General features: G+C 56.3%; 23 protein-coding genes, 1 tRNA gene and 1 riboswitch. Of the genes, 17 read left to right on the top strand and 7 right to left on the bottom strand.

Annotated features, from left to right (window positions below; translation table 11 throughout):
- The first annotated feature begins 323 nt into the window (after positions 1-323).
- The 3 genes from CLV88_RS17855 to CLV88_RS17845 are packed head-to-tail and all read left to right on the top strand — an operon-like array spanning position 324 to position 2,072.
- A complete protein-coding gene (locus CLV88_RS17855) occupies positions 324-527 on the top strand; it encodes a helix-turn-helix transcriptional regulator (protein ID WP_106609765.1) in 204 nt (67 codons plus the stop codon).
- Positions 527-1,033 carry a helix-turn-helix domain-containing protein gene (locus CLV88_RS17850; RefSeq protein ID WP_106609764.1) on the top strand — a complete coding sequence of 169 codons (507 nt, stop codon included), beginning with the start codon at positions 527-529 and terminating at the stop codon, positions 1,031-1,033. Before CLV88_RS17855 ends, CLV88_RS17850 begins: the two co-directional genes overlap by 1 nt.
- Positions 1,011-2,072 (top strand): tyrosine-type recombinase/integrase, encoded by a 1,062-nt coding sequence (locus CLV88_RS17845; RefSeq protein ID WP_106609763.1) that lies wholly within the window; start codon positions 1,011-1,013, stop codon positions 2,070-2,072. Before CLV88_RS17850 ends, CLV88_RS17845 begins: the two co-directional genes overlap by 23 nt.
- On the opposite strand, the gene CLV88_RS23405 is transcribed toward CLV88_RS17845, so the two are convergent.
- The 4 genes from CLV88_RS23405 to CLV88_RS17830 form a co-directional block, all read right to left on the bottom strand.
- Positions 2,073-2,408 (bottom strand): hypothetical protein, encoded by a 336-nt coding sequence (locus CLV88_RS23405; RefSeq protein ID WP_243403713.1) that lies wholly within the window; start codon positions 2,406-2,408, stop codon positions 2,073-2,075.
- Positions 2,409-2,434: 26 nt separating this feature from the next.
- Positions 2,435-3,793: a 7-cyano-7-deazaguanine synthase gene (locus CLV88_RS17840; RefSeq protein WP_243403712.1), complete on the bottom strand. Its 1,359-nt coding sequence runs from the start codon at positions 3,791-3,793 to the stop codon at positions 2,435-2,437.
- A gap of 106 nt (positions 3,794-3,899) precedes the next feature.
- Positions 3,900-4,679, bottom strand: coding sequence for a hypothetical protein (locus CLV88_RS17835; RefSeq protein ID WP_106609762.1), 780 nt, complete (start codon positions 4,677-4,679; stop codon positions 3,900-3,902).
- A 134-nt stretch (positions 4,680-4,813) separates the two neighbouring features.
- Positions 4,814-4,889 (bottom strand) — tRNA-Lys (locus tag CLV88_RS17830).
- A gap of 98 nt (positions 4,890-4,987) precedes the next feature.
- On the opposite strand from CLV88_RS17830, the gene dapF reads away from it, so the two are divergent.
- The 3 genes from dapF (at position 4,988) to CLV88_RS17815 (ending at position 7,876) form a co-directional block, all read left to right on the top strand.
- Positions 4,988-5,827 carry a diaminopimelate epimerase gene (gene dapF, locus CLV88_RS17825; RefSeq protein ID WP_106609761.1) on the top strand — a complete coding sequence of 280 codons (840 nt, stop codon included), beginning with the start codon at positions 4,988-4,990 and terminating at the stop codon, positions 5,825-5,827.
- The gene (mtaB, locus tag CLV88_RS17820; RefSeq protein ID WP_106609760.1) at positions 5,827-7,086 is read left to right on the top strand and encodes a tRNA (N(6)-L-threonylcarbamoyladenosine(37)-C(2))-methylthiotransferase MtaB; all 1,260 of its coding nucleotides are present in this window, start codon (positions 5,827-5,829) and stop codon (positions 7,084-7,086) included. The genes dapF and mtaB overlap by 1 nt, the downstream gene beginning before the upstream one ends.
- A gap of 115 nt (positions 7,087-7,201) precedes the next feature.
- Entirely contained in the window at positions 7,202-7,876 is a 675-nt protein-coding gene (locus CLV88_RS17815) for a glutathione S-transferase (RefSeq protein WP_106609759.1), read from the top strand.
- A gap of 11 nt (positions 7,877-7,887) precedes the next feature.
- On the opposite strand, the gene CLV88_RS17810 is transcribed toward CLV88_RS17815, so the two are convergent.
- Positions 7,888-8,340: a 6,7-dimethyl-8-ribityllumazine synthase gene (locus CLV88_RS17810; protein WP_106609758.1), complete on the bottom strand. Its 453-nt coding sequence runs from the start codon at positions 8,338-8,340 to the stop codon at positions 7,888-7,890.
- Positions 8,341-8,421: 81 nt separating this feature from the next.
- A riboswitch (FMN riboswitch) is annotated at positions 8,422-8,572 on the bottom strand.
- Between the two features lie 62 nt (positions 8,573-8,634).
- On the opposite strand from CLV88_RS17810, the gene CLV88_RS17805 reads away from it, so the two are divergent.
- From CLV88_RS17805 to CLV88_RS17795, 4 genes are all read left to right on the top strand, one after another.
- Positions 8,635-9,270 carry an FMN-binding negative transcriptional regulator gene (locus CLV88_RS17805; RefSeq protein WP_106609780.1) on the top strand — a complete coding sequence of 212 codons (636 nt, stop codon included), beginning with the start codon at positions 8,635-8,637 and terminating at the stop codon, positions 9,268-9,270.
- A gap of 6 nt (positions 9,271-9,276) precedes the next feature.
- Positions 9,277-9,882: a glutathione S-transferase gene (locus CLV88_RS17800; RefSeq protein ID WP_106609757.1), complete on the top strand. Its 606-nt coding sequence runs from the start codon at positions 9,277-9,279 to the stop codon at positions 9,880-9,882.
- 135 nt (positions 9,883-10,017) lie between these two features.
- On the top strand, positions 10,018-10,434 hold the full coding sequence (locus CLV88_RS22860) for a hypothetical protein (RefSeq protein WP_133169989.1): 417 nt from the start codon (positions 10,018-10,020) through the stop codon (positions 10,432-10,434).
- A gap of 100 nt (positions 10,435-10,534) precedes the next feature.
- Positions 10,535-12,484 carry a Hint domain-containing protein gene (locus tag CLV88_RS17795; RefSeq protein ID WP_106609756.1) on the top strand — a complete coding sequence of 650 codons (1,950 nt, stop codon included), beginning with the start codon at positions 10,535-10,537 and terminating at the stop codon, positions 12,482-12,484.
- Between the two features lie 63 nt (positions 12,485-12,547).
- Here CLV88_RS17795 and CLV88_RS17790 read toward each other — a convergent pair whose 3' ends face one another.
- Positions 12,548-12,892 carry a RidA family protein gene (locus tag CLV88_RS17790; RefSeq protein ID WP_106609755.1) on the bottom strand — a complete coding sequence of 115 codons (345 nt, stop codon included), beginning with the start codon at positions 12,890-12,892 and terminating at the stop codon, positions 12,548-12,550.
- 168 nt (positions 12,893-13,060) lie between these two features.
- Between CLV88_RS17790 and CLV88_RS17785 the strand changes: the two genes are divergently transcribed.
- The 7 genes from CLV88_RS17785 (at position 13,061) to CLV88_RS17755 (ending at position 18,937) form a co-directional block, all read left to right on the top strand.
- Positions 13,061-14,215: a lytic murein transglycosylase gene (locus CLV88_RS17785; protein WP_106609779.1), complete on the top strand. Its 1,155-nt coding sequence runs from the start codon at positions 13,061-13,063 to the stop codon at positions 14,213-14,215.
- 177 nt (positions 14,216-14,392) lie between these two features.
- A complete protein-coding gene (locus tag CLV88_RS17780; RefSeq protein ID WP_106609778.1) occupies positions 14,393-14,770 on the top strand; it encodes a 5-carboxymethyl-2-hydroxymuconate Delta-isomerase in 378 nt (125 codons plus the stop codon).
- Positions 14,771-14,792: 22 nt separating this feature from the next.
- Positions 14,793-15,773: a 3,4-dihydroxyphenylacetate 2,3-dioxygenase gene (hpaD, locus tag CLV88_RS17775; RefSeq protein WP_106609754.1), complete on the top strand. Its 981-nt coding sequence runs from the start codon at positions 14,793-14,795 to the stop codon at positions 15,771-15,773.
- Between the two features lie 45 nt (positions 15,774-15,818).
- Complete coding sequence (locus CLV88_RS17770) at positions 15,819-16,670, top strand: fumarylacetoacetate hydrolase family protein (RefSeq protein WP_106609777.1); 852 nt, start codon at positions 15,819-15,821, stop codon at positions 16,668-16,670.
- Positions 16,667-17,464: a 2-oxo-hept-4-ene-1,7-dioate hydratase gene (hpaH, locus tag CLV88_RS17765; protein WP_106609753.1), complete on the top strand. Its 798-nt coding sequence runs from the start codon at positions 16,667-16,669 to the stop codon at positions 17,462-17,464. The genes CLV88_RS17770 and hpaH overlap by 4 nt, the downstream gene beginning before the upstream one ends.
- A gap of 10 nt (positions 17,465-17,474) precedes the next feature.
- A complete protein-coding gene (locus tag CLV88_RS17760) occupies positions 17,475-18,254 on the top strand; it encodes an HpcH/HpaI aldolase family protein (protein WP_106609752.1) in 780 nt (259 codons plus the stop codon).
- A gap of 32 nt (positions 18,255-18,286) precedes the next feature.
- Positions 18,287-18,937 (top strand): GntR family transcriptional regulator, encoded by a 651-nt coding sequence (locus CLV88_RS17755; RefSeq protein ID WP_106609751.1) that lies wholly within the window; start codon positions 18,287-18,289, stop codon positions 18,935-18,937.
- Positions 18,938-19,046: 109 nt separating this feature from the next.
- On the opposite strand, the gene CLV88_RS17750 is transcribed toward CLV88_RS17755, so the two are convergent.
- Positions 19,047-19,751 carry a type 1 glutamine amidotransferase gene (locus CLV88_RS17750; protein ID WP_106609750.1) on the bottom strand — a complete coding sequence of 235 codons (705 nt, stop codon included), beginning with the start codon at positions 19,749-19,751 and terminating at the stop codon, positions 19,047-19,049.
- Positions 19,752-19,781 lie beyond the last annotated feature (30 nt).

Here is a 19,781-nt window from a genome sequence, read left to right as displayed (position 1 = left end):
TTTGTCCGTATAAAACGTCCGCGTCCGGTACTTCATGATCAACACTCCATCTTTCCAAAAAGATTAAAGTGTTGCGTCGACCCGTTGAAACCGCAGTCCATTTGCAGAAGTTGATTCCCATTCGGTTTGGATGGTGACGTCACGCATTTTGCGGATGCGTCACATCTTCCGAATGCGGAGCATTATATATCAATTACTTAACCGGTGTGACGGTCACGCCTTGGTCAGCAACTGCCACATACTCCTTGCCAAACAGCCTCCAGAATTAATCGCAGAAGCGGACCGAACTTCCTCGTGCCGCAGTGAGTAATTGAGGTTGATATATGCCCAAGTTGACACAAGATCAGCTGGCGGAGCGGTGGCACATGTCGCCGCGGACGCTGGAGCAGTGGCGGTGGCTCGGAAAGGGTCCCAAGTTTTTGAAGATCGGCGCGCGCGTTTTGTACGATGAAAGCGTGATCGAAGCCTATGAAGAGGCCCAGATCTGCCAGAACACATGCGGACCGATTTCCGGGGAGGGTGTGTAATGGCAAAGTCTTTCCCCGCTCATAAAGTAAAATCGCACCTTGTCTACACGGTCTGGGAGGTGGCGGACGTTTTAGGATGCCATCGCCAAACCGTCATTCGCTGGATTGGGAACAACGGACTTGCGGCCGATACCAGCAGCAAACCGTGGTTGATCGAAGGACATGTGCTCAAGGAGTTCCTCGGACAAAGACAACGCAAGGCGCGGTGCAAGCTGACATTGCATCACTGCTACTGCCTCAGTTGCAGAGGTCCGCGTGAACCTGACGGCAAGATTGCGGATTACGTTCAGGAAACGGCTTCCAGCGGCCGCCTAACAGCCCTCTGTCCGACGTGTGGTGCGGTCATGAACAAGATCATTCGCCGTTCAGATTTGGAAGCCATTCAGGCCAAAGTGGAGGTCACACTTCAAAAAGCCTCCCCAAGATTAGTGTCCTGTACTGAACCCCATTCAAAAGTCACCTTGAAAGAGGAGCCCGAGACCCATGTCAAAACACACCTCGAATAACCTGCGTATCAAGCGCAAAAACCTCGTCTGGCTGAAGGACGCAAAGGGGCTGTCGCAATCTTCGATCGACAAAGCTGCAGCGTCGATTGCCATCTATGACAGATGGCTCAAAGGTAAGGACTACAGGGCGTTCCATTCAGAAAGGGCGCGCGCGTTCAAACGCCATCTGCAAGGTCTGCGCAATGAACGTACGGGCGCGCCACTGTCAGCAGCTACGATCAACGCTGTGTTGCGCGACGTCATGAAGCTTTTTGACTGGATGGCGGACCAACCGGGGTATAAGTCCAGGATCTCGCGCGCAGACATTGCCTATCTCACGCCGGATCGCAAATCGGAACAGGCCCGTCGCAGCACCATGTGGAAGCCGCATCCGTCCCCTGAACAAGTAAACCACCTGTTGTCCATCATGCCTTCAGAAACAGTGGTCCAGCGCCGTGACCGCGCCCTGATCGCCTTCCTTTTCTTGACCGGATCACGTGAAGGTGCCGCCATCACCGTACGGCTGCGTCATGTCGATCTAGCCCATAAATGCGTGCAGTTTGACGGCCGTTCCGTGGATACAAAGTTTGGAAAGTCCTTCACGACCAGCTTCTTTCCCTTCGGTGATGATGTCGAAAGGATTCTGCGAGACTGGATCACGGAGCTTCGTCAGGACCATCTTTTCTCGGACACGGATCCTCTGTTCCCAAAGACGCGCGTCGCTGTTGGCCCGTCGAGGCGCTTCCAGGCGGTGGGCATCGCGCGCGAGCCGTGGGCAGGCCCGTCGTCTGCAGCCAGGATCTTCAAGCAGGCTTTCGTCGACGCCGGGTTGCCACCGTTTTCGCCGCACCGCGTGCGAGATACGATCGCAGAGCTGGCAAAACTTCACTGCAGGACACCAGAGGATTACAAAGCCTGGTCGCAGAACATGGGACACAACGACGTGATGACGACGTTCAGCTCCTATGGTTCCGTTTCACCTGGTCGTCAGGTCGAACTGATGGGGCGGTATCGCCGCCGTGGACCGTTGCCAGACGAGGACGCGGTTATTGATGAATGATCAGCTCCGGTGACGCACCCGAACGACCACGCGTTCAGGAGCAAGCCGGTATCCGTTCCAAGAGAGATTTTCGATCAACTCTTCGGGCTTATCAACTGACAGACCAGCGGACTCGAATCTCTTTGCAATCGTTCTTCGCGCGGTCAGTATTCTCCGCCTAACGACTTCGTCGGATTCAACGCCTAATTTTTCGACGAGGTCGCCAGACTTCAAGCAGGGAAACTCCAAAGGTTCGAGACCTTTGCCTGCCGCACGGAGCCACTCTTCAGCCAAAACGATCAACAGATCCGCTGAGGCGTTTTTCTTAAGCTCAATATGTTCGCCGATCAAAACCAAACGTGAGGTTTTGTCGATTTCTATGGTCAGCGGTAGTTTCTCATTCTCGTTTTATCAACTGAGGCAGCTGGTACGAAAGGCAAGGGCAAGGCGCTCTGCATCTCGCCATATAGTCTTGGCAAACTCTGTTCTGGGAACTCGCCGGGTGACTTGCTTTCGAGAGTTCTGCGCATGACAGATGTGACCGCCTTGCCGTGGCGGTTAAGCAAATCTGCGATCATCGACATTGCTGTGTCTGGTGGACTGTCGAGATGATTGACCGCGTCCAGAACAACCGGGAAACTCCGGGTCAGCGCATCTGGTGTGGCGTTCTCGAAGAACACTGCATTGCGTAGGTAGGACAACGCCATCTCCCGGTCGGTCCCGTTCGGTCGAGCGTCCGACATAAGGTCCACGCGATAGGCATCTTCCGGGTCAAATCGCTCCAACCCCTTTGAAAGCATCGCGAACCGCCGATCGATACACTGCGAACAGCGCCCACAATGGAAGTATTGATGGGTTTGATTATGCACATCAGCGCAACTGCGCGTCTCAACGATCTGGTCTGCCATGCCAAGATGGGAGATACGTTCCACAACGTCTGCTTTTGTCCGAGCAAAGAATGGATTGTCGACCCGCATGTCATTTTCAAAAACAAGCCGCAGAAAATCGGTGAACAGCTTCAGTGTCTTTGGATGCGTGGTTCGCGTCGCTCGTGTTCCAACGACGTTGCCAACCGGCGGTAGGTTGAGGCTCACGACCCCGTTTTCATGGAACGACACGCGGTCCAGTCCGAAGGCCGTTGCAGTGATCGACCCAAGTACCGCAAACAAGAATGAGCGTGTGCGATGCGTTCTTTCCGCGGTCGATCGGCTCTTCAACTGGGCGGTCATGGGAATGTGACGGCACGTTTCCGGTCCGTACCGTTCGCTCAACACTGAGATCAGCCGTTTCTGGACCGGCGCTATTTTCGTGGACGAGGCATGACTGACCAAAGCAACCCGATGCTTCTGTTCTACGATTTCTTCCACAGCGCCCGCAAAGGAATCGAGCCCGCCGGAAAACATCAGGACGCGGTGGGGCTTCCATGAACTATTTCGGCCAAATTTGAAGAAGCGCGATCGCTCTGCATCCTGTTCGTCTTTGGTCGAAAAAGAAAATTCAAAGCGGTCGCCGGATAGAAACATCAACGTTTCTTCCAGAGCCTGTATTACGCTCTCACGTTGCCAGAACTTCAGATCGCGTACCGGCATGGTGGCTACGAACCGTCTGTGCCACTTCTCACCCATCTTCTGATCCGCCGGGCCACCACGGCTGACTGCCGCGTCCGCGCAATAGACAAGCGCGGCAATCTCCAGCAAATCGAGTGCACGATCCTGCAGGCCCTCGACTAATTGACGGTTCAATTGTCCAATCCGCAGCGTCATTGCTACTTCGCGGCCAGCAATGTCGAGACGCAGGACTTCATCACCGCCGCTTTTTGTCAGGGGCGGCAACCATCTGACTTCAACTTTAGACAACGGCGCGACGGCGCCCAAACTCCGAGCGCATCTTTTTGAACGCGTAAGCTGTGAACTTGTCTATTGCATCGCGATCAAGCGCCTGCTTCTGCCAGACGGTTTTGCCATACCAGCCGCCCGCATATTCTTCGACAATTCTAGACACTTCAAATGTGTGCTGGGCGAGGGCTTGTTGAAATTTCACTCGCTGTGCATCGGTGAAAAAGCGTCGATCCTCGCCAGTGTGATTGGCGAGTTCCCGGCTCAGATAGTAGTCTAGCGAGCGGTATGTCAGCCGGGCAAAGAAATCCCGCGAGAGTCTCGCAAATGCATCGCCCGAGGCGAAGCTCGCGAGTGCTTGGCGAATTTCTTGCGGTGTCGGTTCAAACAGGGATGGCAACCGGTCGTGCAGCTGAACGGAAAGGCTTTCCAAGAGCGCGACCTTCGCCAATTCTCCTGCATCTGAGGAACTTCGGAGATCGAAGCTGTTGCGATCAATGGCACGATCCAACCCCGCGAGCAGCCCTGTCACAGAGGCAAGCTCCGATCCGTCGACACCAAGATCAGCCAGAGCGTCTTCGAAGCCAGGAGCCCTCGCAAGCAAAGGCAACCTCACCAGCAAATCGCTTACAAACTGAAACCTAGGGTCACGACTCGCGCGCGAGAGATCTTTGTCGGATGCATCAGCCGCCGCCTCGGCGATCTCTTCCACCGACGCATCGGTTGCGATCAGATCAACGACCTCGCGCCACTTCCTGGACCGAGGCAAAGTGCCAAGCCTGATGTGTCCCATCAGTTCCTCCCTTGCCTGCAGAGTCATGCAACCCTCGGGCGAATGTAAAGGAAAAAATGGGCGCACTCGCTTACCCTACGCTTACCCAAATTGAGTGCCAGGCGCGAGATCGTCTCGTAAGTCTTTGAAAACAGTGGTGAGCCGTGCAGGATTCGAACCTGCGACCCACTGATTAAAAGTCAGTTGCTCTACCAACTGAGCTAACGGCCCACTCTGTGGCGCGGTTACTATGCCGGGATCCGGGGGGGGTCAAGCTGATTCTGAATAAAAAATTGCATGGTCTGGAAAGTGCCGTTCAACAGGCGTATATGCCCGCCATGAGCACCCAAGGCCAAACCAGTTTGCCCTTCATGAAAATGCATGGGCTGGGCAACGATTTTGTCGTTGTCGACGCGCGCGCGCAGTTAGTTGAATTGACGTCAAAGCAGGTCACGGCAATTGCCCATCGCCACTGTGGTGTTGGATTTGATCAGCTCGCGTTAATCAGCGACGGTGCACATGACGCGCATTTGACATTTTATAACGCGGATGGTTCCACCTCGGCGGCATGTGGGAATGCGACCCGGTGTATTGCGCGCCATATCATGGACGAGACCGGCGCGGATGAGCTTGTGCTTACAACTGATCGTGGAACGCTTTTGGCGCGGGACGCCGGCAATGGACTAACCTCTGTCAATATGGGTAAAGCACAGTTTAGCTGGCACGAGATTCCGCTTGCATATGAGATGGATACGCTGGAATTGCCGATGGACGGCGCGCCGACAGCGACCGGCATGGGCAACCCACATTGCACGTTCTTTGTCGAAGATGCCGAGGCGGTGGATCTGGCGGCATTTGGTGCGGCGCTTGAGCATCATCCGCTCTATCCGGAACGCACCAATGTGCAGGTGGCTCAGATTATTGGACCGGATCATATCCGTATGCGCGTTTGGGAACGGGGCGTGGGTATCACATTGGCCTCTGGCTCTTCCAGCTGCGCAACCGCAGTCGCGGCGGCGCGGCGCGGACTGACCGGGCGCAAAGTGCGGATCGACCTGGATGGTGGCACGCTCTGGATTGACTGGGCTGAAGATGGCGTCTGGATGACCGGCCCTACGATGCATGTTTTTTCCGGTGTCTTCACTGCCGATTTTCTGGAGAGCGCCTGATGGGCGCGCCGCCCAAGTTCACCACGCTCGGATGTCGGCTGAATGCCTATGAAACCGAAGCGATGAAGGCCATGTCCGAAGAGGCCGGTCTGGACAATGCCGTTGTGGTAAACACCTGCGCTGTGACCGCCGAGGCCGTGCGCAAGGCGCGCCAGGAAATCCGACGCTTGCGCCGGGACAACCCTCAGGCGCGTATTATTGTGACGGGCTGCGCAGCACAGACCGAACCGGAAACGTTTGCAGCCATGGGCGAGGTCGACAAGGTCATTGGCAACTCCGAAAAAATGCGCCCGGAAACATGGCTGGGTATGGCCGCGGATTTCATTGGCGAGACCGAGAAAGTTGTCGTCGATGACATAATGTCCGTCACCGAAACAGCCAGCCACCTGATCGATGGATTTGGCACCCGCAGCCGCGCTTATGTGCAAGTTCAGAACGGCTGTGATCACCGGTGTACGTTCTGCATCATCCCTTATGGCCGTGGCAATTCGCGTTCTGTCCCTGCGGGAGTTGTGGTGGATCAGATCAAGCGGCTCGTGGAAAAGGGATTTAACGAGGTGGTGCTGACCGGGGTCGATATGACCAGTTGGGGGACGGATCTGCCATTACAGCCCCGATTGGGCGATCTGGTGTTGCGTATCCTTAAGCTGGTGCCGGACTTGCCGCGTTTGCGGATCAGTTCGATTGATTCAATCGAAGCCGATGACGCGCTGATGCAAGCGATTGCCACGGAACCGCGCCTGATGCCGCATCTGCACTTGTCGTTGCAACATGGTGATGATCTGATCCTGAAACGCATGGCGCGGCGCCACCTGCGCGACGACGCAATTGCGTTTTGCGAGGAAGCCCGCAGGTTGCGCCCCGACATGACCTTTGGCGCCGACATCATCGCCGGTTTCCCAACCGAAACTGAAGCGCATTTTGACAATTCGCTAAAGCTGGTGACGGATTGCGACCTGACGTGGTTGCATGTCTTTCCGTATTCCAAACGCGAAGGCACCCCGGCGGCCAAGATACCCAATCAAGTGAATGGCAATGTTATCAAAGAACGCGCAGCCCGTCTGCGCGAGGTAGGTCAGCGGCAAGTGACCCAACATCTCGCCACGCAAAAAGGGCGGGTACATCAGGTGCTGATGGAAAACCCGAATATGGGCCGGACTGAACAATTTGCCGAAGTGTCTTTTGCCATTCCGCAAACAGAAGGCGCCATTGTAAGCGCGGTGATTACCGGCACAGCTTCTGGCCAGCTGACTGCGTGATGCGGAGCGCTCCCGCCCATTGTCACGGCCTTTGGCCGCTCCGCTGGTTGGGCATGGCCGGGGCTTTGCCCCGGACCCCAAAGTATTTACAGCGAGATGAAATTGGGGGGGGCGTATGAGTTTACCTATTCTCTACAGCTTTCGGCGATGTCCTTATGCGATCCGAGCGCGATTGGCGGTCGCGATTGCAGGTGTCCGGGTGGAACTGCGCGAAGTGCTCTTGCGGGACAAGGCGGCGTTGTTTCTCGAGACGTCTCCAAGCGCAACGGTGCCCTGCCTGAAAGTCGGGTCCGTCGTGATGGACGAAAGTTTCGATATCATGATGTGGGCATTGGGTCAGAATGACCCCAACGGCTGGCTCGACATGCCCAATGTAGGTTTTGAGTTGATCAAAGAGGCCGATGGCCCGTTTAAGCAAGCGCTGGATAGCACCAAGTATCACACCCGATATCCGGATTTGAGCCCGGACATGTCCCGCAAAAAGGCGATGGACTTTCTTGTGCGTCTTGATGCGCAGATTGACTGCCAAAGCTGGTTGTTTGGAGACAAGCCAAGCATCGCTGATATGGCCATTCTTCCTTTTGTGCGACAGTTCGCTTTTATTGATAAGCCGCGCTTTGACGTTGACGCCGGCGCGAGTACGCGCCGTTGGCTAGAAACGTTTCTCGCGTCCGGACTTTTCTCCGACATTATGCCCAAATTGCCAATCTGGCAGGAAGGTGACCCCGTGACACTTCTTGATCATCAGATCGTCTGGCCGTCGGGGCAGGCCCAGCCTGCCCCTCAGTAACCTGTGCGCCGTCAGGCGCTCCGCTCGATCACGTTGCCAATAGCTCTGCGCGCTTTCAGGACACTGAGCGCGGCTTGGGCCGCCTCGCGCCCCTTTTCGACAAAATGCGACCGATAGATCGCCGTGTGATGCTCGGTCTCTTGGTACTGGTGCGGCGTCAGCGAAACCGAAAGAACCGGCACGCCACTATCCAAACCTGCGCGCATCAGCCCGTCTACCACCGCCTGCGCGACAAATTCATGGCGGTAGATCCCACCGTCGACGACAAAAGCGGCGCAAGCCACTGCGCCATAGCGCCCTGTTGTGGCGAGGTCGCGTGCAAGGAGTGGCATCTCAAACGCGCCGGGCACGTCAAACACATCAACCTGTTCAGATGGGATAAGCTCGCAAAACCCGGCTAGCGCCTGATCCACGATTTCCGCATGCCATTGTGCTTTGATGAAAGCAAATCGGGTGTGTGTCATTTCATAACCTCCGTGAACATAGACACGTCACCCAAGGCGATCACGAACAACCAAGCCCGCCCCGATCAGGGCACACCCGTTGTACGTTCTCTTCCATCCGGACTATCACCGTCGGCTCTGGAATTGCACCAGATCTGCTAGACACGCCGGGATACCCTAGCGCCGCTCGCGGGCTTACGGGATCCCCCCGCTTACCGCCGGTGGGGAATTGCACCCCGCCCTGAGAACACGCGCACCTTGCCAATGTTCTTTAAGCGCTGCAACATCCAACCGACACTAAGTCCGAAAGAAGCGATGCATCCAAATCCCACATTCCGCACCACCACGCGCCAAGATAACGTGGCATTCGCCCGCGAGCGGGGGTTTGGCCTGCTTGCAATGTCGAACTCCAAAATGCCGTTGATGTCTCATGTGCCTTTCCTTCTGTCCGAGGATGGAACGCAGGCCGAACTGCATCTTGTGCGCTCAAACCCCATGGCGCGTGCAATTTCCGGTGTGGTCCAAGCAAAGATCGCAGTTTCCGGGCCTGACGCTTATATTTCGCCAGATTGGTATGACCTTCCAGATCAGGTGCCAACATGGAATTATGTTGCCGTACATTTGTCTGGTACACTTGAGCCGTTGCCACAGGATGTATTGCCAGCTCTGCTTGATCGCCTAAGCGCGCATTTTGAAGCACAGCTTTTGCCAAAGGCACCATGGACACGTGACAAGATGACAGCCGAGGTGTTCGATCGGATGACGCGCATGATCCAGCCGTTTCGCCTTTCGGTGACTGACATCGACGGAACTTGGAAACTCAATCAGAACAAACAGGCCGAGGCACGTCTTGCCGCTGCACAGGAAGTATACGGACAAGCCCTTGGCCAAGACACCCGCGCGCTTGCTGCGCTCATGCAATCCTCCTTTGCTGACTCTGACCAAGGATAACCAAACATGCAGCTGATCCATTCACCGCCATCGCCCTTCGTGCGCAAAGTCCGCGTGACATTGATTGAAACCGACCAGCAGGATGCCGTGGAATTGGTCGATGTTGCGACAACGCCGTTAAAGACTGCATCCGAAGCGGCGGCGGCCAACCCGCTGGGCAAGATACCGGCGCTCGTGCGCCCTGATGGGCCGGCCCTGCATGACAGCCGCGTCATTTGTCGGTTTCTTTCGGCGCGTGCTGGGGCCAACCTATATCCCGAAGACGCGATCTGGGATGTCCTGACGCTTGAAGCAACAGCAGATGGGTTGCTCGATGCGGCTGTACTAATGGTGTACGAACATCGGCTGCGCCCCGCCGATATGGTTTATGAACCATGGCTTGATGCGCAATGGTCAAAGGTATCAGGCGCACTGGACGCTCTTAATGCACGCTGGATGAGCCATCTTTACGGTCCAGACACCATTGGCCACATCGCGGTCGGTTGTGCGCTTGGGTATCTGGATTTTCGCCATGCTGATCGCGACTGGCGCAAAGGACGCGATGGGCTGGCGGCCTGGTACGGCACATTTGCAGAACGTGGCTCGATGCAGACGACGATTCCCACTGCATGAACAAGTGAACTAAACGGGACAGGCTCAACGCTTCATCCCGAGTAATACTTTGTTAGTATTTTCAAGCTCGGGAAAGGCCTCGCACCTTCGAAATTGGTTGGTTCGAATCGATGGTGTCGCAGTTCGGTTATCAATGTGCAGTTTTTTACAGTCTTTGTTTCCTCAACGAACCCAATCACTCTTGCACTCAAATGGACTGCAAAACCCTCGATTTACGGTTTTGCCCAAAGCCTATTGGTTCCGTACTGGAAACGCCAATTGTCGCAAAATCCCATATTTTCAGGCAGCCCAGTAAAAAAAGGCGGAATTGTGGCGCGAATTGGACATCCCTGTCGGTTTTTCACGCCCGATTTTCGCCGCATTCGGGAAACAATCACCCGCCAAACCCTTGAAAAAAGGGCAAAGCATCTCGGTCCAAAAAAAGACAAATTGCATGTTTTTTTGCCAAATTGGGCAGGTTTTTGTTTGAACGGCGGTCTGGATGGCCCATATTTGGGACACGTCCAACTGGGGGGCGGGAGTTCTGGCTTGGGGCGGCCAATCGACAACTGAAGCATCTTCGCGATGTCTTGATCCGCTGTGTGGGCGGCGCTGAGAGTGTTTTAAGCGCGTGTAATACCTGGGCGACCGGTTCGGCGGCGTGGAAAAGTAAATGAGGTTTATTATGGCTGATCCTACTGGTCCCGGCATCGTGGACGGAACAGAAAACGACGACAATATTGATGTTGGTTTTACCGACTCTGAAGGCGATTCCGTAACCAACGGTGATGACGTTATTTCGTCCGGAGACGGCGACGACTCAATTCAAGCCGGTGAAGGCGACGACACGATATTCGGTGGTATGGGTAACGATACGGTTCTTGGTGGCGACGATGATGATCTGATCGTTTCTGACACACTCGGCCCTTACGATGGCACCGAAGCTCCCGGCGACGATTTGGTTGCAGGCGAAGGCGGCAACGATACGGTTTTTGCTTCTGCAGGTGATGACACGATCTATGGGGACTACATTCCCGGAACGGAGCCCACCCCAACACCTGGCGGCGGTTCGCGTGAAAGCTTCAACTGGAGCGATCTGGGTTCACCTGCGGATGGTGATCCCATTGGCGATGGCCCTCTCGTGCAGGACACGGGCTCAGTCGATGTGACCTTCACGCAAGGGACCAATTTCCGCGTTGACACCAACTTTGAAAACGATCCTCAACTTCTTGGCGGAATCGACGGTGGTTCGGAAACTACGAACCCAAATAGCTCGATGCAATCCACCGTGGATTTCCAGGAACGCAGCGAGTACTTCCTCGATTTCTCTGATCCAGTGGAAGACGTACAGTTTCGGGTCAACGACATCGACAATGATTCAGCTGTAAAAATCCGCGCTTGGGATGCAGAGGGCAATCAGATCGAAGTCGTCTTGACGACGACACCGACAACAAATCTTCGTCTTGAGAATATTGACGGGTTTCCAGGTGACGAAGCTGCTCTGGCGGGTGGAAGTTCAGGTGCCGCTGACAACCCCGATAACTCGGTGTTGGTCGAAATTCCTGGCCCGGCAGCACGCATTGAAATCGTGCACCTGAATTTGGATGACGAACCCTCTGACGTAACCGTCACCGACGTGTTCTTCACCTCGCCCAATACACCGCCACCGGCGGTCGATGCTGACGATCTTCTGATCGGTGGTGCAGGCGATGACATGATCTATGGTCAGGAAGGTAACGACACCATCATCGGTCTGACAGGTGTCGACCAGATGTTCGGCGGCGACGATCAGGACACCTTTGTTTACTTCGGCCCCGGCGATACGATCGACGGTAACGAGGGTGGTGTCGACTTTGACTCGATCTATCTGCTCGACGTAGCCGAGCGTGTGAACCCGGGTGGCACCACTCGTGTCGAATTTGATGCTGACAACCCTGAAAACGGCACAATCACTTTTGTCGATGCCGATGGCAACGACACCGGCGTTACCCGTTTTCTCAACATCGAAAATATCGCGCAGGAACCCGACGGGCCTACTATTGTGTGCTTCACACCGGGTACACGTATTCTGACCCCAATGGGCGAAGTTCCCGTGGAACAGCTCCAGCCGGGCGATAAGGTTGTAACCCGCGATAACGGCTTGCAGGAACTGCGTTGGACAGGCTCCAAGCGTCTTTCAGGCAAAGAACTGATGGCGCGCCCTCAGCTGCGTCCGATCCTGATCAAACAGGGCGCACTGGGACCGAACCAGCCCGAGCGCGACATGATGGTTTCACCAAGCCACCGTATGCTGCTGGTGTCCCAGCAGGCAGAGTTGCTCTTTGATGAGCGCGAAGTTCTGGTGGCCGCCAAGCACCTGACCCACTTGGACGGTGTTCAGCAGATCGACACGGTTGGTGTGGACTACATCCACATCATGTGTGAAAGCCACGAAGTTGTTCTGGCCGATGGCGCATGGAGCGAAAGCTTCCAGCCCGGTGAGTACTCGATCAACGGCATCGACAACGACCAGCGCGAGGAAATCTACTCGCTGTTCCCAGAACTTCGCGAAAGCGAAGGCCTTGAGAACTACACCGCGGCCCGTCTGACGCTTAAGCGTCACGAGGCCCAGCTGATCGGGTAACTGCCGAAACAGTTTCGCTAGGGGGAGGGGCAGCTTTCGAGCTGTCCCTTTTTTTGTCAAAACTTAGTCACAGGCAGCCGTAACAATCACTTCAACCATCAGCTCAGGGCGTGCTAACTTGGCCTCGCCACAGGCCCGCGCCGGTGCATGGCCTTCGGGCACCCAGGCATCCCAAACTGCATTCATTTCCGCAAAATCGGCCATGTCAGCCACCCAGATAATTGCCTGCAAAATTTGCTCGCGCGACGATCCCGCCTCCACCAGCAATGCATCAACGCGGCGCAGACATTCGGCAGTCTGTTCCGCAACACTCTCGCCGGCGACACCAACCTGTCCGCACAGGTAGACCGTGCCGTTATGTTTGACGATCTTGCTCATCCGCTGGCCCGTGTGCTTTCGCTCAATCATACTGTCTTTCCTTGATTAATAACGGCGCCACACAACTGGCCCCTCTTCCAACTACGCTGACAGGCAATCCTGTGCCAAGGCGAAATCTGTACCTTGGCCCGTCGCGGCAAACCTGTCACTGTGATGGCAATAAATACCGCACTTCAAACAAATCAGCGGATCAGAGAGATGAGCATCAACAGACGTCACTTTACCCTAGGGCTGGGTGCACTTGGCCTGTCAGCCTGTACCAATCAGGCTCTGCGCACCCCGGAACGCAGCACAATTTCTGTCGCAGAGGGCCTTTCAGCCGACCTGCGCCCGACACCCAATCCGGCCTATGACGCGTGGGTTCGCGATTTTCGCACCCGCGCTGCGGCACAAGGTATCTCGCAGACGACCCTATCGGCGGCGTTTCGCGGCACCGGCTATCTTCCCGGTGTCATCGAACGGGATCGAAATCAGGTTGAGTTCAAACGCAGCCTTGAAGACTACCTCGCCATCGCCGCGTCGGACAAACGCGTCGAACAGGGGCGCGCGGCGTTTTCCAAACATCGTAGCACCTTGCAGTCTCTTGAACGCACATACGGCGTCGATGCCGAAATTATCTGTGCAATCTGGGGCCTTGAGAGCTTTTACGGAGATCGGCGCGGTAACGTTCCGGTCATCTCGGCCACCTCGACACTGGCCTTTGATGGGCGACGCGGCGCATTCTTTGAGAAACAACTCATTGCTGCGCTTGAGATCCTGCAGAATGGCGACATTACAGCCGATCGGATGACCGGCAGCTGGGCGGGCGCCATGGGGCATACGCAGTTCATTCCCACCTCGTTTCAGGCTTTTGCCGTTGATTTCACCGGTGACGGGCGACGCGACATCTGGTCCGAAGACCCCTCTGATGCGCTGGCCTCGACCGCCGCGTATCTCAAGCGCAGCGGTTGGGTCGCGGGCCAAAAATGGGGCGGGGAAAAGGGATATGGCGCGCCGTCAGGGCGTGATTTGCAACCCCAAGCCGGTGGCCCGGTGTTTTCGGTCACGCGCAACTTTGATGCCATCAAACGTTACAACAACTCCGATTCCTATGCGATTGGCGTTGGCCACCTTGCCGATCGTATCGGCGGCGCAGGCCCCTTGCGCGGCAGTTTCCCGCCAGACGCATACGGGTTGACCAAGGACGATCGCATCGCCCTTCAAAAACGCTTAACCGGTCGTGGATTTGACACCGGCGGCGCAGATGGTGTGATCGGGCCTAAAACGCGCGAATCGATCAGCGCGTATCAAAGCAGTATTGGGCTGACACCGACAGGCGATCCATCACTGGCGCTCTTGCAACGGCTGAGTTGATCCCAACATCGCGCCAGCCAGTGATGTTTCAATGACCCAATTCAGCGGTGCGCCCGAGGTTATCCGGCGCATCTTTGGTATGCCCCTCCATCGCTCCATTTTCGGATCACAATTCTCACCTTGACTCCGCGGCGCAAACTTACTTAACATGTGAACAACTATGTGGGAGAGGAAGCCGTGCCTCATTTCAGTGTCGAATACTCGGCCAATCTGGACGAGCTGCTTGATATACAAGCGTTGTGCGACACCATTCGCGCAACGGCCTCAGAAATCGACGCCTTTCCCACGCCTGGAATACGGGTCCGCGCCTTTCGCGCCGACCATTATGCAATTGCCGATGGCAATCCCAAACATGGCTTTATCGACATCTCTATCCGTCTGCGTGCCGGGCGCCCTGATGACGTGAAACAGGATGCAACCCAGCGCCTCTTTGAGGTCACGCGCGCATTTATCGCCCCCGTCATGGCAACCCATCCCATCGCTCTCTCGCTTGAAATGCGCGATATCGACCCCGCCCTGTCGCCCAAAACGGGTACAATCCGCGATCATATGTGAACCGCGAAAAAGGAGCCACACAATGCCCGTCCCTGCACCGGTCCTCTATCCGCCTTTTAACATCGTGCGCCTCAGCCACGTAGAGTATCATGTACGCGATCTGATCAAATCCCGCGCCTTTTACGTCGATACACTTGGACTTGAGGTCACGCATGAAGACGACAGCCATATCTACCTTCGCGCATTGGAGGAACGTGGGCACCACTGTATCGTGCTCGTGCAATCGGACAGTTCTAGCGTAAGTGTGCTTGGCTTTAAGCTGTATGACGAACCGGATCTGGAGAAAGCCGCCGAGTGGTTTGCGTCCAAGGGACTGCCGGTCGAATGGGTGGACCGCCCGTTTATGGGCAAAACTCTGCGCACCCGTGACCCGTGGGGTATTCCGCTGGAGTTTTACGTCAAAATGGACCGTCTCGCGCCGATCCATCAGGAGTATAAACTTTATCGTGGTGTGCGCCCGCTACGCATCGACCACTTCAACATGTTCAGCGCGGATGTGGACGGCGCAGTGGCGTTCTATAGCGAAATGGGTTTTCGCACGACCGAGTTTACCGAGGATGCAGACAGCGGCAAGGTTTGGGCGGCATGGATGCACCGCAAAGGTGGCGTGCATGACGTTGCCTTCACCAATGGCACCGGACCCCGCTTGCATCATACGGCCTTTTGGGTGCCGACACCGATGGCAATTATTGATTTGCTTGACCTGATGGCAACGACCGGCTGGGTCGATAGCATCGAGCGCGGCCCTGGACGGCACGGCATCTCAAACGCTTTTTTTCTCTATATCTTTGATCCGGATGGGAATCGGATCGAAATTTATTGTTCGGATTATCAAACAGTTGACCCTGACCTGGAGCCGATCAAATGGGATCTTAAGGATCCTCAGCGTCAAACTCTTTGGGGCGCGCCAGCGCCACGGTCCTGGTTTGAACATGGCTCAACGTTTGAAGGGGCAAGTGTTGAAGAGTCCGCGCTAAAGGCGCAGCCGATCATTGCGCCGTAGGGGCGAATTCCAAGTATTTTTGGCGAGATGAAGACAGGGGACAACATGAAACTGGCAAGCGTTGTAGCAAACGGAGAGGCGCTTTATGGCGCGATCGTCGACGAGGGGTTTGTGGCGCTGTCACGTGACTTCCCTGACTTGCCGTGTTTGCGCGCCGTGATAGAGGCGGGCGCGCTGGATCAGGTGGTCGTGGCCGCCGCCGGGCGCGCGATCACACATACTGACTTCACCTATCAACCTCCGCTTCCGGATGCTGCCCGCATTCTATGTGTTGGCGTCAATTTCCCCGATCGTAACGCCGAGTACAAGGACGGCACAGCGCAACCTAAGCACATGTCGCTGTTTCCCCGGTTTATCTCGGGCTTTGTTGGCCATGAACGGAACCTTGTGCGCCCGCCGGAAAACCACACGCTAGATTACGAAGGCGAGGTGGTTGTGGTGATTGGCAAGGCCGGACGCAGGATCAAACCCGAAGACGCCTATGACCACATCGCTGCGCTGACGCTGTGTAACGAAGGCACCATTCGCGATTGGGTGCGGCATGCCAAATTCAATGTGACCCAAGGCAAAAACTGGGACAATTCCGGCGCGATGGGACCTTGGCTTGTCCCCTTTCACGATGCCTCACAGCTAGACGACGCGCGCATCATTACCCGCGTGAATGGCGAGGTTCGTCAGGATGACACTCTCAGCCGTATGATGTTCCCGATCCGCGAAGAGATCGCCTATATTTCAACATTCATGACACTGCGCCCCGGCGATATAATCGTGACCGGCACCCCTACCGGGGCGGGCGCGCGATTTGACCCACCCAAATATCTCCAACCCGGCGATGTGGTTGAGGTTGAGGTGAACGGCATTGGCACCTTGCGCAACGGCATCGAGGACGAGGCATGACGCCTGACCAACACGCTACAGCCGCACACGCCCTGCTCCGTGCCGAGGAAGCGCGTGAACAAATGGGGCTTTTGTCCCTGCAATACCCCGACATGACGTTGGACGATGCCTATGCCATTCAGTCTGAACTCATGGCGGCAAAACTGTCTAAAGGCCGGCGCGTGATGGGCTGGAAGATCGGACTGACCTCAAAAACCATGCAGCGCGCGCTTGGGATCGACATCCCCGACAGTGGTGTGCTGTTTGATGATATGGCATTTGCGAATGGTGCTACCATCCCCACCGGGCGCTTCATTCAACCCCGTATTGAGGCAGAGATTGCCTTTGTGATGAAATCGTCGTTGGGTGGCAAAGACGCCACGCGCCAAGACGTGCTCGCCGCCACCGATTACGTCGCGCCCAGCCTCGAAATCCTCGACACACGCATTTTGCGCAGCGATCCCGCGACGGGTCAGACACGTATCATCACCGACACCGTGTCCGACAACGCCGCCAATGCGGGCATCGTGCTGGGTATGGCACGTCACGACCCCAAAACAACCGATCTGCGCTGGGTTGGCGCCATCGTGTCGCGCAATGGCGAGGTTGAGGAGACCGGCCTCGGCGCGGGCGTACTCAACGATCCGGTTGAAGGTATTGTCTGGCTCGCACGCCGCATGCACACCTACGGGCAACACATCGAGGCTGGACAAGTCATCCTGTCCGGGTCTTTCATCAGCCCCATTGAATGCCCGACCGGCGCCCTGATCCATGCGGATTTCGGTGCGTTTGGGTCTGTCACCTGCCAATTCTGAAGGAAACGCCATGCCTGCTCCAAAGAATACGTTCAAAGCCGCCATCGCCGCCAAGCGCCAGCAAATCGGATGCTGGCTTGCCCTCGGTGAAAGTGCTGGCGCCGAATTGATGGCGACGACTGGTTTCGACTGGCTTTTGATCGACGGCGAACATGGCCCCAATGACATGCGCTCGATCCGAGACCAATTGGTCGCCATTGCGGGCAGCGACAGCCACCCTATCGTGCGGCTTCCCATTGGTGAAACACGCCTCGTCAAACAGGCGCTCGACCTTGGCGCGCAAACCGTTCTGGTTCCGATGGTGGATACCGCCGAACAGGCGCGCGAACTGGTGCGGGCGTGCCGCTATGCGCCGCATGGCATTCGCGGCATGGGCGGCACCGGCGCGCGCGTAACAGGGTTTGGCTCGTATGACGGTTACGTTCAAAACGCCAATGACGAAATCTGCCTGCTCGTGCAGGCCGAAAGCCGCGCCGCCCTGGATAATCTGGATGACATTCTTGCGGTCGAGGGCGTGGATGGCGTTTTCATCGGCCCTGCGGATCTCTCTGCCGATATGGGTTTTCCCGGCAAGGCTGATGCACCCGAAGTTGTCGCCGCAATCGCGGATGCCATTACCCGCATAAACGCATCGGACAAGGCCTCCGGTATCCTGACACTCTCGGAGCAGGGCGCGCAAACCTATATCGACATGAACGTGACCTTTGTCGCGGTAGGCGTCGACACTCTGATGCTCGCAAACACAGCACGCGCGGTCTCAGCAAAAACCAAGGCAATGATCAAACCCTAGACAAACACACGCCTTTCGGTGATCAAGTCACCATGGCAGGACAGACCCAAAATATTGTGCAAGCCATTCTGGGCGACATCGATCTTGGCGAACTCAATCCCGGCGACGGGCTCGACGAGCAAACGCTCGCCCAGCGCCTTGGCGTGTCGCGCACTCCGGTGCGCGAGGCCTTGATCCATCTCGAAGCCTCTGGCCTTCTGATACGTCAACCCCGCAAAGGGGTGACGCTGTTCAAACCGACACTCGAAGAATTCCTCGCGATTCTCGAAGTGCACGCCAAGCTCGAAGGTCAGGCCGCTGCCCTCGCCGCACGCCGCCTCTCAACCGAGGGGCAAAGCCGCCTCGAGAAAATCACCGCCGCCTGCGAAGCCCATGCAGCAACCAAGGGGGACGGCCATCCGGATGGGTATTACCAGCTCAATCTCACATTCCACAAAACCGTAGCCGAGGCCGCTGGCAATCCCTTTTTGCTGGAGATGATCAAAACTAATGCGCGCAAGCTGATGGCCTATTATCGCGCGCGATACAATTATGTCGGCGCCATTGCCGCCTCTGCCAGCGAACACCGTGAGATCACCACCCTGATCATCGCCCGTGATGCTGCGGCGGCGGAAACCGCCATGGCGCGCCACGTGCAATTTGATCAAGTCACCGCAATGGATCTGCTCGCCGCGCTCAGCTAATCAACTGAAGTTTTCACGACCCTCAAGATCAAAGAAATCAACACCCTCTTTTCTCAATTTTTCCCCAATACCCCGGGGGAGTTCGCCATCGGCGACGGTGGCTGGCCCCCTATTCTGACGCCCATTCGAAAAACTGAACAATCTGCTCGGCAAATATGGCCCGGTCGGCTGTGTTCGCCAGTGAGGCCTGCGCCACCTGCGTCACTTCGGCACCGACGTAATCCGCCGTATGCTCCACCAGATCTGCAATGAACGCGTCGCTCATTTCCGGGTGGTACTGCGTAGAATAGATGTGCTGCCCTTTCACATACCCAGCGATTTGGCATCCGGGCCCGCTGGCAACCGCAGTCGCCCCGTCCGGCAACGCCGTAACCTGTTCGATGTGGCTGGCATAAAGCCCGACCCGCGGGTGGTTATCGCCCCATGGCAACGGGGCTTGCTCGACAAACACGTGACCATGCACCCAACCGTCCATATTGCGTTCCATCGCGCCGCCCAGCGCAACGGCAATCGCCTGATGCCCGAAGCAGGCCCCAAACATCGGCATTTTCCGTGCGTCGATCTCCCGAATCAGCTCCAGCAAACGCGCGATCCATTCGGCGCCTTCGCCCACCGAAGCAGGGCTTCCGGTAATCAGGACGCCATCAAACTGAGCAATATCTTTTGGGAACACACCGTCCTTTACGGAAAAGGTTGTGCATGACCATGTGGGCCTTACCTCGTTGATCAACCTAGTGAATTTTTCACCATCTTTGGGACGCACCTGCGCAAATTCGCTTTCGTCCGTGTTGGTCATCAGGATTGCAAGATGCATTTCACATGGCTCCACCCAAGAATTTCTTTG

Origin of the sequence: Shimia abyssi (assembly GCF_003014475.1) — a bacterium.
GTDB lineage: Bacteria > Pseudomonadota > Alphaproteobacteria > Rhodobacterales > Rhodobacteraceae > Shimia > Shimia abyssi.
This window is presented reverse-complemented; position numbering and strand designations above follow the sequence as displayed.

Excerpts from the sequence above, each read along its gene's own strand:
- mtaB (WP_106609760.1), top strand. The coding sequence starts at position 5,827 with ATGGGCGCGCCGCCCAAGTTCACCACGCTCGGATGTCGGCTGAATGCC.
- CLV88_RS17815 (WP_106609759.1), top strand. The coding sequence starts at position 7,202 with ATGAGTTTACCTATTCTCTACAGCTTTCGGCGATGTCCTTATGCGATC.
- dapF (WP_106609761.1), top strand. The coding sequence starts at position 4,988 with ATGCCCGCCATGAGCACCCAAGGCCAAACCAGTTTGCCCTTCATGAAA.
- hpaD (WP_106609754.1), top strand. The coding sequence starts at position 14,793 with ATGCCCGTCCCTGCACCGGTCCTCTATCCGCCTTTTAACATCGTGCGC.
- CLV88_RS17790 (WP_106609755.1), bottom strand. The coding sequence starts at position 12,892 with ATGATTGAGCGAAAGCACACGGGCCAGCGGATGAGCAAGATCGTCAAA.
- CLV88_RS17755 (WP_106609751.1), top strand. The coding sequence starts at position 18,287 with ATGGCAGGACAGACCCAAAATATTGTGCAAGCCATTCTGGGCGACATC.
- CLV88_RS17850 (WP_106609764.1), top strand. The coding sequence starts at position 527 with ATGGCAAAGTCTTTCCCCGCTCATAAAGTAAAATCGCACCTTGTCTAC.
- CLV88_RS17855 (WP_106609765.1), top strand. The coding sequence starts at position 324 with ATGCCCAAGTTGACACAAGATCAGCTGGCGGAGCGGTGGCACATGTCG.
- hpaH (WP_106609753.1), top strand. The coding sequence starts at position 16,667 with ATGACGCCTGACCAACACGCTACAGCCGCACACGCCCTGCTCCGTGCC.
- CLV88_RS17810 (WP_106609758.1), bottom strand. The coding sequence starts at position 8,340 with ATGACACACACCCGATTTGCTTTCATCAAAGCACAATGGCATGCGGAA.
- CLV88_RS17795 (WP_106609756.1), top strand. The coding sequence starts at position 10,535 with ATGAGGTTTATTATGGCTGATCCTACTGGTCCCGGCATCGTGGACGGA.
- CLV88_RS17785 (WP_106609779.1), top strand. The coding sequence starts at position 13,061 with ATGAGCATCAACAGACGTCACTTTACCCTAGGGCTGGGTGCACTTGGC.
- CLV88_RS17805 (WP_106609780.1), top strand. The coding sequence starts at position 8,635 with ATGCATCCAAATCCCACATTCCGCACCACCACGCGCCAAGATAACGTG.
- CLV88_RS17750 (WP_106609750.1), bottom strand. The coding sequence starts at position 19,751 with ATGCATCTTGCAATCCTGATGACCAACACGGACGAAAGCGAATTTGCG.
- CLV88_RS17760 (WP_106609752.1), top strand. The coding sequence starts at position 17,475 with ATGCCTGCTCCAAAGAATACGTTCAAAGCCGCCATCGCCGCCAAGCGC.
- CLV88_RS17835 (WP_106609762.1), bottom strand. The coding sequence starts at position 4,679 with ATGGGACACATCAGGCTTGGCACTTTGCCTCGGTCCAGGAAGTGGCGC.
- CLV88_RS17845 (WP_106609763.1), top strand. The coding sequence starts at position 1,011 with ATGTCAAAACACACCTCGAATAACCTGCGTATCAAGCGCAAAAACCTC.
- CLV88_RS17770 (WP_106609777.1), top strand. The coding sequence starts at position 15,819 with ATGAAACTGGCAAGCGTTGTAGCAAACGGAGAGGCGCTTTATGGCGCG.
- CLV88_RS17800 (WP_106609757.1), top strand. The coding sequence starts at position 9,277 with ATGCAGCTGATCCATTCACCGCCATCGCCCTTCGTGCGCAAAGTCCGC.